Genomic DNA, 12,997 nt, shown 5'->3' with positions numbered 1-12,997 from the left:
TCTTCTCAGGCCGGGGTGGCGGCCAGATCGGCGAGGTCGGCGAGCATCCGCTCGGTGTGGGGTTCGAGTCCGGTGAAGAGCCGGAAGGCGTCGGCGGCCTGGAAGACGGCCATGCCGCCGCCGTCGAGGGTGCGGCAGCCGGCGGCGCGGGCCTCGCGGAGCAGCTCGGTCTCCAGGGGCCGGTAGACGACTTCTGCCACCCACAGGCCGGGGCGGAGCAGCGCGGCGGGCAGCGGGAGGCCGGGGTGGCCGGCCATGCCGGTGGGGGTGGCGTGGACGAGTCCGTCCGCGCCGGCGAGGTGGTCGGCCGCCTCACCCGCTGCGGCGGACACGGCACGGCCGGGGCCGAAGCGCGCGGTCAGTGCTTCGGCGAGTGCGGCGGCGCGTGCCGGGTCGGTGTCGAGCAGCGTGAGCCGGTCGACCCCGAGGTTGAGCAGCGCGTGGGCCACGGCGGCGCCGGCTCCGCCCGCGCCGAGCTGGACGACGTCGCCGGTGCGTGCGTCGGGCAGGCCGCGGGCGAAGGACTGGGCGAAGCCGGTGACATCGGTGTTGTGGCCGATGGCGCGTCCGCCCCTGAAGACGACGGTGTTCACAGCGCCGAGTTCGGCGGCTTCGGGTGCCAGTTCGTCCAGGTGCTGAATGACCAGTTGCTTGCAGGGGTGGGTGATGTTCAGCCCGTCGAAGCCGAGGCTGCGAGCGGCGCGCACCAGCTCGCCGACGGCTTCGGGGGCGACGCCGAGCACGTCGATGTCGATGGTCCGGTAGACGAGGCGCACGCCGTGCCGGTCCGCCTCGCGTTCGTGCAGGGCGGGGCTGAGAGAGGGGCCGATTCCGGAGCCGATCAGGCCGGTGAGGTACGAGGTCATCGGGGGTTCCTGGGGGTTGCGGGGTGTGTTAGCCCTAGGACACGCCCTAGGTGGGTCAGCGCGAGGGCGTAGCCGTGGGCGCCGGTACCGCAGAGCACGGCGTCGGCGACCCCGGAGACGTAGGAGTGGTGCCGGAACGGCTCACGGCGGTGGATGTTCGACAGATGCACCTCGATCACGGGCAGCTCGGCCGCGGCCAGCGCGTCCCGGAGGGCGACCGAGGTGTGGGTGTATCCGGCGGGGTTGATGACGATGCCGCAGTGCGACGTACGCGCCTCGTGTACGGCGTCGATGAGCACGCCCTCGTGGTTGCTCTGGCGGAAGTCGACGCTCAGGCCGAGTTCGGCCGCGGTGTCGTGGCAGAGCTTCTCGATGCCGGCGAGTGTGTCCGTGCCGTAGACCGCCGGCTCGCGCAGACCTAGCAGATTGAGGTTGGGCCCGTTGAGGACGAGTACGGGCTTCTCGGGTGCGGCAGCGGCGGCACCGGCGGCCAGATCCTGCATGACACTCCTATGTACTAACTGGTTAGATCATTAAAACGCCAGCAGGGCCCTTGAGGGAAGCCCGCCAAGGGCCCCCTGGCTTCGCTCGGTCGGTCCGGGCTTCAGAGAGCGGCCGACTCGCGGACCGGTATCGGGGACGGCGCGACCTGCGAGCGCAGGCCGAGGTCGGCCGTGGGGACTCGGTGGGTCTCGCGCCCGGTCGCCACGGCGATCGCGCAGATCACGCAGAGCACGGCCGTGAAGATCGCGACGCCCAGCCAGTTGTCACCGTCGGGCCCCGCGATCTGCGCCGCGAAGGTCACCGCGAATCCGGCGACGGCGAAGCCGATCTGCGTACCCACCGCCATGCCCGAGAGCCGGACCCTGGCCGGGAACATCTCGCCGTAGAACGAGGGCCAGATGCCGTTGGCGGCGCTGTAGACGACACCGAAGAACAGCAGGCCGGCCGCGAAGACCAGCGGGTAGCTGCCGGTGGAGATCGCCCACAGGTAGACGAAGACCATCACGCCGCTGCCGAGGGCTCCGACGAGGAAGACGGGCTTGCGGCCGATCCGGTCCGAGAGCCTGGCCCACAGCGGGATGGCGAGCAGGGCGACCGCGTTGGCGGAGCCGTTGACCCAGAGCATGCCCGTCTTGTCGAGACCGACGGCGTCGCTCGTGGCGTACGTAAGGGCCCAGACGGAGAAGATCGTGCTGACCGTCGCGATCAGCGCCGCCGCGACCACCCGCACCACATCTGTCCAGTGGTTCCTGAAGAGCTCGGCGAGCGGCAGCTTCGCCACGTCCTTCTCGGCCGAGGCCTGCTGGAAGACGGGGGTCTCTTCGAGCGTGCGGCGGATGACGTATCCCGCAACGGCCACGACGGCGCTCAGCAGGAACGGGATGCGCCAGCCCCAGGTGTACAACTGCTCGTCCGGGAGCGCGGCGACCGGGATGAAGACGAGGGTGGCGAGGATCTGGCCGGCCTGGGTCCCGTTCAGGGTGAAGCTCGTGTAGTAGCCGCGCCGGTGTTCCGGCGCATGCTCAAGCGTCATCGCGTTCGCACTGGCCTGCTCACCTGCGGCGGACAGCCCCTGGAACACCCGCATCAGGACAAGCAGCACCGGGGCGACGGTGCCGGCCTGCGCGTACGTGGGCAGACAGCCGATGAGGAAGGTGGACAGACCCATGAGGATCAGCGTCCAGACCATGATCTTCCGGCGGCCGAGCCGGTCGCCGAAGTGGCCGAGGAAGAGTGCGCCGACGGGGCGTGCGGCGTAGGCGACACCGAAGGTCGCAAGGGAGATCAGGGTGGCGGTGGCCGGGTCGTCCGGGTCGAAGAACACCTTGGGGAAGACCAGAGCCGCGGCGCTGCCGTAGATGAAGAAGTCGTAGTACTCCAGCGCGCTGCCGATCCAGGCAGCGAACGCGGCCTTGCGGGGTTTGCCCTGGGGCGCCTCGGCCGGCACCGGGTCGGTCTGTGGTTGAGCGGACACGTGGACTCCTCGGGGAAAGCAGCCTACCCATGGGCTCGGGCGGACAGCGAGAGGGACGGGGGTCGGCGTTACGAGAGAACGCCGGAGCGGGTGGCGGTCGACGCACACCTGACACGTGCAGTTAACGCACTAGATAGTTAATTAACCTGCGGTGATGCTCCCCCGGCCCTTTGGCGGTGTCAATACATCCGGCCGTAACAAAGTGGCCGGATCACGCGGCTGAGGGGGCACGCCTCAGCGCACCCCCTCAGCCGGCCTGTCAGCACCCCGTCAGCACCCGAAAGCACTTCGCGAGCACTTCGCGAGCACCCGATACAGCTCGCTTCAGTGCGCGGCGTCGCCCCCGCGAGCCGGCGTCACAGCTCCCCGTCCTCCGCGAGCACCCGCTGCGCCACCGCGAACGCCGCGTTCGCCGCCGGAACGCCGCAGTAGACCCCGGCCTGGAGCAGCACGGCGCCGATCTCCTCGGCGCTCAGGCCGTTGCGGCGGGCCGCCCGTACATGCATCGCCAGCTCGTCGTGGTGTCCGTGGGCGACGAGGGCCGTGAGGGTCACGAGGCTGCGCTCACGGTGGCTGAGCGTGGGGTCGGCCCAGATCTCACCCCAGGCGTAGCGGCTGATGAAGTCCTGGAACCGGGCGGTGAAAGCGGTGGTACGAGCCTGGGCACGGTCGACATGGTCGTCACCGAGGACCGATCTGCGTACCGCCGTACCGGCCCCCGGCCCCGGCGCGGCGAAGTGCTCGCGCAATGCTGCCAGGACTGCCGCGGGCTGTTCGACGGGCGCGAGATGGGAGGCGTTCGCCAGTTCCGTGAGCGTCGCGCCGGGTACGGCGTCGGCGATCTCACGGGCGTGCGCGGGCGGTGTGGCGGGGTCCTGCCGGCCCGCGACGACCAGGGTCGGTGCGGTGATCGACGGCAGGTCGTCGCGCAGGTCGAGGACGGCGAGGGCGTCACAGCAGGCGGCGTACGCCTCCGGGTCGGCTCGCCGCAGGTCATCGACGAGCGCGGGCGCAGTGAAACCGGGGGTGAACCATCGTCCGGGTGCGGTCGCCGCGACCGGCTCCGTTCCCGACTCCCGTACCAGAGCGGCTCGTTCATGCCACGGTCCCGGCGGGCCGAAGTGCGCGGAGGAGCAGATGACGGCGAGCCGGTCGACCCGCTCGGGATGGTGCGCGGCCAGCCACAGGCCGACCGCGCCGCCGAGCGACACTCCTGCGTAGTGGAAGCGGTCCAGCCCGAGCGAGTCAGCCAACTCCAGTACCAATGCGCCGAGTTGGCTGACGGTGGCGCCGGGTGCGAGCAGCGACGCGGGGGATTCTCCGTGTCCCGGCAGATCCCAGCGGACGGCGCGGAAGGCCGAGCCGAGTTCGGGCGCGACGTGGTCCCACAAGGCTGTCGAGGTACCCAGGGACGGCCCGAGGAGCAGGGCGGGCCCGGCGGCCGGGCCCTCGGCACGGTGATGCAGTGTTTCGGTCATGGTCCCTGCCTGTGCATTCGTGGTTCAGTGCCGTTCGAGGGCGCGGTCGGTGAGCGCCCCGGCTGCGCCGGTGTAATCGGCCGGGTCGGTGAGGGCGTGGGGGTCGAGATCCTTCGCGCCGGGCTCGTCGGTCAGCGCGTCGGCGAGTACGTCGGCCAGTCGTGCGCCGGTCGTACGGGAGGTGTGTGCCGCGTCGTCGAGGAGCCGCCTGGCACGGGAGCGGCCCAGACGGGGCGCGAGTACGGCGGTCAGCCGCTCCGAGACGATCAGCCCTTCGGTCAGGTCCAGATGCTCACGCATCCGCGCAGGGTGCACCCGCAGGCCGGTGGCCAGTTCGGCGGTGTCACGGGCCGCTCCCCCGGCCAGCCGAAGCAGATCGCGCAGAGTCTCCCACTCCGCGTGCCACGCTCCGGCGGGCCGCTCGTCCTCGGCGGCGACGGAGCCGTACAGCACGGCGGCCAGCGCGGGCGCCCGCCGGGCGGCGGCCGCGACGAGGGTGGCCCGTACCGGATTCGCCTTGTGCGGCATGGCGGACGATCCGCCGCCGGAGCCCTCGCTCACCTCGGCGATCTCGGTGCGGGAGAGGACGAGTACGTCGGCGGCGATCTTTCCGAGCGCGCCGGTGGCGAAGGCGAGCGCACCCGCCAGGTCGGCAATCGGGGTGCGCAGGGTGTGCCAGGGCAACACGGGTGCGGCGAGCCCGAGTTGACCGGCGAATGCGGGCACCAGCCGCAGACCGGCGCCCTCCGCTTCCGCGTAGGCGTCGAATGCCGCCAACGTCCCTGCTGCACCGCCGAGTTGGGCGGGCAGTGAACTCCGCACGACGGCCAGCCGGTCACGGGCGTCGAGCACCAGGCTTCGCCAGCCCGCCGCCTTCAGCCCGAAGGTCGTGGGGACGGCGTGCTGGGACAGGGTGCGACCCGGCATGGGGGTGTCGCGATGCTCGGCGGCGAGCCGGGCCAGCGCCATGGCTGTGCGGTCCAGGTCGTCGAGGACCAGGGCCAGCGTCCCGGAGGCCACGAGCATCGCCGCCGTATCGAGGATGTCCTGACTGGTCGCCCCGCGATGGACATACGGTGCGTACGCCTCGGGCACCGCGGCCGTGAGGTCGGCCACGAGCGGGATGACCGGGTTGCCGCCGCCTCGCGCCCGCAGCGCGAGGTCCCGCAGGTCGAAACGGTCTGCGCGGGCGGCTCCGGTCACGGCATCGGCCGCCCCCTCGGGGGCCATGCCGAGCGCCGTCTGGGCGCGGGTCAAGGCGGCCTCGGTATCAAGCATGGCGCGCAGGAACGCGGAGTCGGAGGTGGCGGCCTCGGCAGGCGAGCCGACACGCCCGGGCGCGAGCAGACCGACGTCGTGGTCGTTGCCCGGGTGGCTGTCCGGGCCGTTGTCCCCGTCGTCGTTCGTCATCGGAACTCCAGGAAGACGGTCTCGGACTCCCCCTGGAGCCGGATGTCGAACCGGTACCTGCCATGGGGTTCGGCAGCCGACACCAGCGTGGCACGCCGCTCGGGCGGGAGGGCCGCGAGCAGCGGATCGGCGTACAGCGCGTCGGCCGGTTCCGGCAGATAGACCCGGGTGAAGAGGTGATGGGTGAGGCCGCGGGCGAAGACACAGACTCCGAGGTACGGGGCGTTGCCGCCGCGGGCACCGGGGCGGAGCGTCCGGACTGCCCAGTGGCCGTCCGCGTCGGTCGGGACCCGTCCGAAGCCGGTGAACGTCACACCGTCGCGGCCCAGGAATCCTCCGGTGACCGGGTCGCGGCGCAACGACCCGCCGGTGTGCGGCAGTTCGCCGTCCGGCCCGGGCCCCCAGAACTCGAGGAGCGCGTCCGGGACAGGATCTCCGGCACCGTCACTGACGTACCCGTGGACGGTGATCGTGTCCGGGTGGCCTGCCGGGGCCATGTCCGCGCCGCCGGGGAAGGGCAGCGCGTACCCGTAGAAGGGCCCCACGGTGTGGGAGGGCGTGGGGAGCACGGGAGGTGAAGTCGTCATATCAGCGTCCTTCCTCGGTCCAGGTGGCGGCGGGGCCGTCGAGCACGATGTCCCAGCGGTAGCCGAGCGACCACTCGGGCCGGGACAGTGCGTGGTCGTAGGCGGCCACGAGCCGCTCGCGCGCGGCTTCGTCGGTGACGGACTGGAGGATGGGGTCGTAGGCGAAGAGCGGGTCGTTCGGGAAGTACATCTGGGTGATCAGCCGCTGGGTGAAGGCGGATCCGAAGAGGGAGAGGTGGATGTGCGCGGGGCGCCAGGCATTGGTGTGGTTGCGCCACGGGTAGGCGCCGGGCTTGATCGTGGTGAACGTGTAGCTGCCGTCGTCACCGCTCAGCGTCCGTCCGACGCCGGTGAAGTTCGGGTCGAGCGGCGCGGGGTGCTGGTCGCGCTGATGGGCGTACCGCCCCGACGCGTTGGCCTGCCAGAGCTCGATCAACTGGCCGCGCACGGGCCGTCCTTCACGGTCGAGCAGCCGGCCGCTGACGGTGATGCGCTCGCCGAGCGGCTCGCCCTGGTGCTGTCGGGTGAGGTCGTTGTCGAGCTCGGTGACGTCGGTCTCGCCGAAGGCGGGCGAGCCCAGCTCGACGGCCTCCGGGTCCTGCCGGATGCCTATCGGGACCAGGGGCTGCTGCGGGTGGCGAAGGACGCTCGATCGGTACGGGGCGTAGTCGCGGGCCGGATGATGGGCGCGTGGAGCGCCGTCGGCGACGGACTTCTCGTACGTCTGGCGCTGCTGCGCCATCTCCTGGTCGACTGCCATCTGGGTGAGTGCCATGAGTCGGTGAACTCTCCTTGTCTACGCGGCGACCGTGGGCAGAGCGGCGTCAGCGATTCGGACCTCGGCCGCCGTCCGCGCCACGATCTCGTCGGCCGTGACACCGGGCGCGGTCTCGACGAGGAGGAGGCCGTCCTCCGTGATGTCGAGGACACCGAGGTCGGTGATGACACGGTCGACGCAGGTGCGGCCGGTCAGGGGCAGATCGCACTCCTCGACGATCTTGGGCGTGCCGTCCTTGGCGTTGTGCGTCATGGTGACGACGACCCGGCGGGCGCCGTGAACCAGGTCCATGGCGCCTCCGATGCCGGTGACGAGCTTGCCGGGGATGGCCCAGTTGGCGAGATCGCCGCGGGCGGAGACCTGCATCGCGCCCAGCACAGCGACATCGATGTGGCCGCCGCGGATCATCCCGAAGGAGAGCGCCGAGTCGAAGAACGAGGCGCCCGGCAGGACCGTGACGGTCTCCTTGCCCGCGTTGATCAGATCGGGGTCGACCTCTTCCTCATACGGGAACGGACCCGTCCCGAGGATGCCGTTCTCCGATTCGAGGACGACCTCGACGCCCTCGGGGAGGTGGTTCGGGATCAGCGTGGGGAGTCCGATCCCCAGATTGACGTACTCGCCGTCGCGCAGCTCGCGGGCTGCGCGGGCGGCCATCTGTTCCCGGCTCCAGCTCATCGGGTCGTCCTCTTCTCGATCTGCTTGTCGGCGGCCTGCCCGGAGGTGAGTGCGACGACCCGCTGTACGAAGATCCCCGGCAGATGGACCTGATCGGGGTCCAGTTCGCCCGGCTCGACCAGCTCCTCGACCTCGGCGATCGTCACCTTGCCGGCCATCGCTGCAAGCGGGTTGAAGTTGCGGGCCGACTTGTTGAAGACGAGGTTGCCGTGCCGGTCGCCCCTGGCCGCCCGTACGAGCGCGAAGTCGGTACGGATACCGCGCTCCAGGATGTACGCGACGCCGTCGAACTCGCGCACTTCCTTGGGCGGGGAGGCCACGGCCACGCCGCCTCCGCCGTCGTAACGCCAGGGCAGTCCGCCGTCCGCGACCTGAGTGCCGACCCCGGCCGGCGTGTAGAAGGCGGGGATGCCCGCGCCGCCTGCCCGCAGCCGCTCGGCCAGCGTCCCCTGCGGGATCAACTCCACCTCCAGCTCGCCGGCCAGATACTGCCTGGCGAACTCCTTGTTCGCGCCGATGTACGAGCCCGTGACCCGGCCGATCCGGCCGGCCGCGAGCAGCACCGCCAGGCCGGAGTCCATCGCGCCGCAGTTGTTCGACACGACGCCGAGGCCGTCGACGCCGCTCGCGTACACCGCCTGGATCAGTGCGTTCGGCACGCCGCTGAGGCCGAATCCGCCGACCGCGAGCGTCGCGCCGTCGCGGACATCGGCGACGGCCTCGTCGGCCGTGGACACCACTTTGTCCATCTGTCCACTCCTCCCTTGCGTCTGTCCTGCTTCTGCTTCTGTCCTGCTGCTGTCTTGCTTCTCTCTTCAGTCACATTGCTCAGTACACTGACTATTTATTGAGAGGTCAGAAGCGTGGCATCATGAAACCTCCAGGTCAATACCCTCAGTGCAAAGAGCATCTGACGAGAGGACGTACCGTGCGCGCGCTCGACCTCGGCACACACCCCGGCCATCTGGCCCGGCGTCTTCAGCAGGCGCACACCCTGCTGTGGCACACGATCGTCTCGGAAGAGGTCACCTCCCCGCAGTTCGCCGTGATCAACACCTTGGTGGGCGAGGAGGGCCTGGACCAGCGCACCGTGGGCGAACGGGTCGGACTCGACCGCTCCACCATCGCCGACGTGATCCGCCGGCTGGCCGACCGCGGCCTGGTCGACAAGGTCCGCGACGCGAAGGACGGCCGCCGGTCGGTCCTGCGGGTCACCGAGGAGGGCGAACGGGTCCACCGCAAGCTGTCCTCGCGGACCGCCCGAATGAACCAGATCTTCCTCTCCCCGCTGGACCCGGCGGAGCAGACAACCTTCCTCGACCTGCTGGGCCGGGTCTCCGATGCCGCCGAAACCCTGCGCACCCCTGCCGCACGGACACCCGAAAGGCCGACACCATGACGTACGAGGCGCGCCCGCACCACCCCTCCGCGGACTGGTGGGTCACCACGGACCTCTGCGTGGGCGCCGGCATCGAGGCACTCCTGGCCTCCGGACACCTCTGGGCCGCGATCGCGGACGCACTCGGTGCGGACTCCCCCGACGAGATCCGGCGCCTCTCCGAGAACTGGCGCGGCGATGCCCGCGAGGCGCTGGAGCACCGGCTCGCGCACTGAGCCGGTCACCGCTGACCGCATCAAAGGCAAGCGGCGCGGCACCCCCGACCGCGCGGGTCAGTACACCTGGGGCGACACCCTCACGCCCCCCTCACCGAGGGGAGCGAATCGAGGCAAAGGTCGCGGCGAGGACGGCCTCGCCATAGGAACAAGGCGGGACAAACGTCCTGAGGGGCCCTGCAGAACGTCCCCTCAGGGTCCGCCCCGCGCACCCACGTTGCCCGCATCTGCGGCATTCCTCACCGAACCCTCCGCGCCGGGCGCTCGGGCACTACGCCTCGTCGTCCTGGCCCTCCGCCTGACCCTTGGCCCTCTTGCCGACGACGACCGCCGCGGCCGCCGCGCTGCCCGCAAAGGCGAGGGCCACCACCCACAGCCGGTCGAGGACGTGTCCGGTGACCTCGTCGAGGGAGTAGCGGCCTGGGCCGCTGAGCCCGATCGCGGCGGCGGTGAAGCCGAGGAATGCCGGGTACTCGTATCCGCCGCCCTGCGCGAAGAAGCCCGCGGGTGCGTGCACGGCGACGGCGCCCGCCATCGCACCGGCAGCGGCGGCACCCGCCGCGGGAGTGGCGAGGCCGAGGGCGAGCAGCACACCGCCACCCGCCTCGCCGAGCCCGGCGGCGACCGCGCTGTGCTTGGGCGGATGGAAGCCCATGGCCTCCATGGCGGCCGTGGTGCCTTGGATGCCACCACCACCGAACCAGCCGGCCAGCTTCTGCGCGCCATGGGCGGCGAGGACCGCGCCCGTACCGACGCGCAGAACGAGCAGGCCGAGGTCACGCCGACTGAGGCAAACCATTGGGTGTCTCCCGGAGGTGGGGGTGCGAATCAGTACGCCTCCACTGTCACCGGACCCGGCCGTCCAGGTGCGGTCGGGCTACGCCGTACGGGCACCGCGCCCGCCACCAGTGCGACGTACGTCATTATGCAACTTGTTGCACAATGACGTACGACTGGTCTACAACTGGCTCGACGACACTGCGCGAGGAGACGACCGGATGAGCCCGTACCCCACACTGCTGAGCCCGTTGGACCTCGGGTTCACCACCCTCCCCAACCGAGTGCTCATGGGATCGATGCATATCGGTCTCGAGGAGGTCGAGCGCGGCTTCGAGCGCATGGCCGCCTTCTACGCGGCCCGGGCACGGGGCGGGGTCGGCCTCATGGTCACCGGTGGCATCGCGCCCAGCGCCCGCGCCTGCTCCTTCCCCGGCGGCGCGAAGATGACGACCGAGGCGGAAGCCGACCAGCACCGGCAGGTGACCGACGCCGTGCACGAGGCCGGTGGCCGGATCGCGATGCAGATCCTCCACTTCGGGCGGTACGCCCACCACGCGGACCTGGTCGCACCCAGCGCGCTCAAGGCCCCGATCAGCGGCTTCACCCCGCACGCGCTGACCGACGACGAGGTCGAGGAGACCATCGAGGACTTCGTCCGGGCCGCCGAACTGGCGCAGCGCGCGGGGTACGACGGTGTCGAGATCATGGGCTCCGAGGGCTATCTGATCAACGAGTTCATCGTCGCCGCCACCAATCACCGCACCGACCGCTGGGGCGGCAGCTACGAGAACCGCATCCGGCTGCCCCTGGAGATCGTGCGCCGTGTCCGCGAGCGCGTCGGCACCGACTTCATTCTCATCTACCGGCTCTCGATGCTGGACCTGGTGCCCGGCGGCTCCACGCTGGAAGAGGTCGTCCAACTGGCCCGCGCAGTGGAGGCGGCCGGTGCCACGATCATCAATACCGGGATCGGCTGGCACGAGGCACGCATCCCCACCATCGCCACGTCGGTGCCGCGCGGCGCCTTCACCTGGGTGACGGAAAAGGTGCGCGGCGCCGTCTCCGTACCCCTGGTGACCAGCAACCGCATCAACACCCCCGAGGTCGCCGAGGAGATCCTGGCCTCTGGCCGGGCGGACATGGTGTCGATGGCACGGCCGTTCCTCGCGGACCCCGACTTCGTCGCCAAGGCGGCGGCGGACCGCGCCGACGCGATCAACACCTGCATCGGCTGCAACCAGGCGTGCCTGGACCACATCTTCAGCCTCCAGATCACCTCCTGCCTGGTCAATCCGCGCGCCTGTCACGAGACCGAGCTGGTGCTCATCCCGACCCGGACCCGTAAGAACGTCGCCGTCGTCGGCGCCGGTCCTGCCGGTCTGGCCTGTGCGGTCACGGCGTCGGAGCGCGGGCACGCGGTGACGCTGTTCGACATGGCCGACGAGATCGGCGGCCAGCTCAATGTGGCGCGCCGCGTCCCCGGCAAAGAGGAGTTCAACGAGACCCTGCGCTACTTCCGTACGCGCCTGAGGGAGCAGGGCATCGAGGTCCGGCTCGGCACACAGGCCACGGCAGAGCTGCTCGAAGCCTTCGACGAGGTCGTTGTCGCGACCGGGGTGGAGCCCCGCTCCCCCGCGATACCGGGCGTGGACCACCCCAGCGTGGTCAACTACCTGGACGTACTGCGGGACGGGGCGCCGGTCGGCGACCGGGTCGCGATCGTCGGGGCGGGCGGTATCGGTTTCGATGTCGCCGAGTTCCTCACGGACGGCGGCGACGCGGCCTCGCTGGACGCCGAGGTGTTCTTCCGGCAGTGGGGCGTCGACACCTCGTACGCGGACCGCGGCGGGCTCCGTGCCCCCGAGCGGCCGAAGCCGCCGCGCACCGTGCACCTCGTCCAGCGCAAGGCGAGCAAGGTCGGGGCCGGTCTCGGCAAGACCACGGGATGGATCCACCGCACCGAACTGCGCCACCGCGGCGTCACCATGATCGCGGGCGCGTCCTACGACCTCATCGACGACGAGGGCCTTCACCTGACCGTGGACGGCGAGCAGCACGTGCTGGCCGTCGACACCGTGGTCCTGTGCGCGGGCCAGGAACCGCGTCGCGGGCTGTACGAGGAGATGGTCGCCGCAGGCCGCTCGGTGCACCTGATCGGCGGCGCCGACGTGGCGGCCGAGCTGGACGCCAAGCGGGCGATCCGCCAGGGCACGGAGCTCGCCGCCGCCCTGTGACCCGCCGGGCCCGTCCCTCCCTAGGATGCACTCCATGTCACTCCCGCACGCGATCCTCACCGCCCTGCTCGAGAAGCCGTCGTCGGGGCTGGAGCTGACGCGCAGGTTCGACCGGTCGATCGGCTACTTCTGGTCGTCCACGCATCAGCAGATCTATCGCGAGCTGGGGAAACTGGAGCAGTCCGGGCAGATCCGGGCCCTGCCGTCGGCTCAGCCGGCCCGTGGGCAGAAGAAGGAGTACGAGGTCCTGCCCGCGGGTCGCGAGGAGCTGGCGGCCTGGGTCGCTCTCCCCGAGGACCCGCGGCCGGTCCGCGATCCGCTGCTGCTGCGCATGCGGGCGGCAGCGGTCGTCGGGGCGGAGGGGCTGGGTGCCGAACTGCGCCGCCATCTCGCACTGCACCGGCACCAGCTGGAGGAGTATCTGCGGATCGAGGAGCGGGACTTCCCGCCCGAGCGGACCGCCGACGAGGACCGGCTGCGGCATCTGGTGCTGCGCGGCGGAATCGATATGGAGACTTTCTGGATCGGCTGGCTGACCAGGGCCCTCGCCGACGAACCGATCCTCACCGAGGACTGAGGCCCGCCGGACAGGAT

14 protein-coding genes are annotated in these 12,997 nt (G+C 70.8%); 4 read left to right on the top strand and 10 right to left on the bottom strand.

Features of this window, described 5'->3' with window-relative positions:
* Positions 1 to 5: 5 nt before the first annotated feature.
* The 9 genes from ACFT7S_RS18355 to ACFT7S_RS18315 all read right to left on the bottom strand — a co-directional run bounded on the left by ACFT7S_RS18355 (position 6) and on the right by ACFT7S_RS18315 (position 8,524).
* Positions 6 to 866, bottom strand: coding sequence for a shikimate dehydrogenase (locus ACFT7S_RS18355; protein WP_382732801.1), 861 nt, complete (start codon positions 864 to 866; stop codon positions 6 to 8).
* Positions 863 to 1,369, bottom strand: a complete 507-nt coding sequence (gene aroQ, locus ACFT7S_RS18350) for a type II 3-dehydroquinate dehydratase (RefSeq protein WP_382732799.1) — start codon at positions 1,367 to 1,369, stop codon at positions 863 to 865. The genes ACFT7S_RS18355 and aroQ overlap by 4 nt, the downstream gene beginning before the upstream one ends.
* 101 nt (positions 1,370 to 1,470) lie before the next feature.
* The gene (locus ACFT7S_RS18345) at positions 1,471 to 2,844 is read right to left on the bottom strand and encodes an MFS transporter (protein WP_382732797.1); all 1,374 of its coding nucleotides are present in this window, start codon (positions 2,842 to 2,844) and stop codon (positions 1,471 to 1,473) included.
* 356 nt (positions 2,845 to 3,200) lie between these two features.
* Complete coding sequence (gene pcaD / locus ACFT7S_RS18340) at positions 3,201 to 4,322, bottom strand: 3-oxoadipate enol-lactonase (RefSeq protein WP_382732795.1); 1,122 nt, start codon at positions 4,320 to 4,322, stop codon at positions 3,201 to 3,203.
* A gap of 24 nt (positions 4,323 to 4,346) precedes the next feature.
* Positions 4,347 to 5,732 carry a 3-carboxy-cis,cis-muconate cycloisomerase gene (gene pcaB, locus ACFT7S_RS18335; RefSeq protein WP_382732793.1) on the bottom strand — a complete coding sequence of 462 codons (1,386 nt, stop codon included), beginning with the start codon at positions 5,730 to 5,732 and terminating at the stop codon, positions 4,347 to 4,349.
* Positions 5,729 to 6,319 (bottom strand): protocatechuate 3,4-dioxygenase subunit alpha, encoded by a 591-nt coding sequence (gene pcaG, locus ACFT7S_RS18330; RefSeq protein WP_382732791.1) that lies wholly within the window; start codon positions 6,317 to 6,319, stop codon positions 5,729 to 5,731. Before pcaG ends, pcaB begins: the two co-directional genes overlap by 4 nt.
* A 1-nt stretch (position 6,320) precedes the next feature.
* Positions 6,321 to 7,094, bottom strand: coding sequence for a protocatechuate 3,4-dioxygenase subunit beta (gene pcaH / locus ACFT7S_RS18325; RefSeq protein ID WP_382732789.1), 774 nt, complete (start codon positions 7,092 to 7,094; stop codon positions 6,321 to 6,323).
* A 21-nt stretch (positions 7,095 to 7,115) separates the two neighbouring features.
* Positions 7,116 to 7,775 (bottom strand): CoA transferase subunit B, encoded by a 660-nt coding sequence (locus ACFT7S_RS18320; protein ID WP_382732787.1) that lies wholly within the window; start codon positions 7,773 to 7,775, stop codon positions 7,116 to 7,118.
* Positions 7,772 to 8,524 carry a CoA transferase subunit A gene (locus ACFT7S_RS18315; RefSeq protein ID WP_382732785.1) on the bottom strand — a complete coding sequence of 251 codons (753 nt, stop codon included), beginning with the start codon at positions 8,522 to 8,524 and terminating at the stop codon, positions 7,772 to 7,774. The genes ACFT7S_RS18320 and ACFT7S_RS18315 overlap by 4 nt, the downstream gene beginning before the upstream one ends.
* Positions 8,525 to 8,703: 179 nt before the next feature.
* On the opposite strand from ACFT7S_RS18315, the gene ACFT7S_RS18310 reads away from it, so the two are divergent.
* Complete coding sequence (locus ACFT7S_RS18310; RefSeq protein WP_382732783.1) at positions 8,704 to 9,174, top strand: MarR family winged helix-turn-helix transcriptional regulator; 471 nt, start codon at positions 8,704 to 8,706, stop codon at positions 9,172 to 9,174.
* Positions 9,171 to 9,389, top strand: coding sequence for a hypothetical protein (locus ACFT7S_RS18305; protein WP_382732781.1), 219 nt, complete (start codon positions 9,171 to 9,173; stop codon positions 9,387 to 9,389). Before ACFT7S_RS18310 ends, ACFT7S_RS18305 begins: the two co-directional genes overlap by 4 nt.
* A gap of 271 nt (positions 9,390 to 9,660) precedes the next feature.
* Here ACFT7S_RS18305 and ACFT7S_RS18300 read toward each other — a convergent pair whose 3' ends face one another.
* Positions 9,661 to 10,188 (bottom strand): DoxX family protein, encoded by a 528-nt coding sequence (locus ACFT7S_RS18300; RefSeq protein WP_382732779.1) that lies wholly within the window; start codon positions 10,186 to 10,188, stop codon positions 9,661 to 9,663.
* Between the two features lie 199 nt (positions 10,189 to 10,387).
* Between ACFT7S_RS18300 and ACFT7S_RS18295 the strand changes: the two genes are divergently transcribed.
* On the top strand, positions 10,388 to 12,403 hold the full coding sequence (locus tag ACFT7S_RS18295) for an FAD-dependent oxidoreductase (protein ID WP_382732777.1): 2,016 nt from the start codon (positions 10,388 to 10,390) through the stop codon (positions 12,401 to 12,403).
* Positions 12,404 to 12,437: 34 nt separating this feature from the next.
* Positions 12,438 to 12,980 (top strand): PadR family transcriptional regulator, encoded by a 543-nt coding sequence (locus ACFT7S_RS18290; RefSeq protein WP_382732775.1) that lies wholly within the window; start codon positions 12,438 to 12,440, stop codon positions 12,978 to 12,980.
* The last annotated feature ends 17 nt before the right edge of the window (positions 12,981 to 12,997 follow it).

The organism is Streptomyces sp. NPDC057136, assembly GCF_042670885.1.
In the GTDB taxonomy this organism is placed as follows: Bacteria; Actinomycetota; Actinomycetes; order Streptomycetales; family Streptomycetaceae; genus Streptomyces.
Note: the sequence above shows the minus strand (reverse complement) of the source record. Positions and strands in the feature narration are given on the sequence as shown.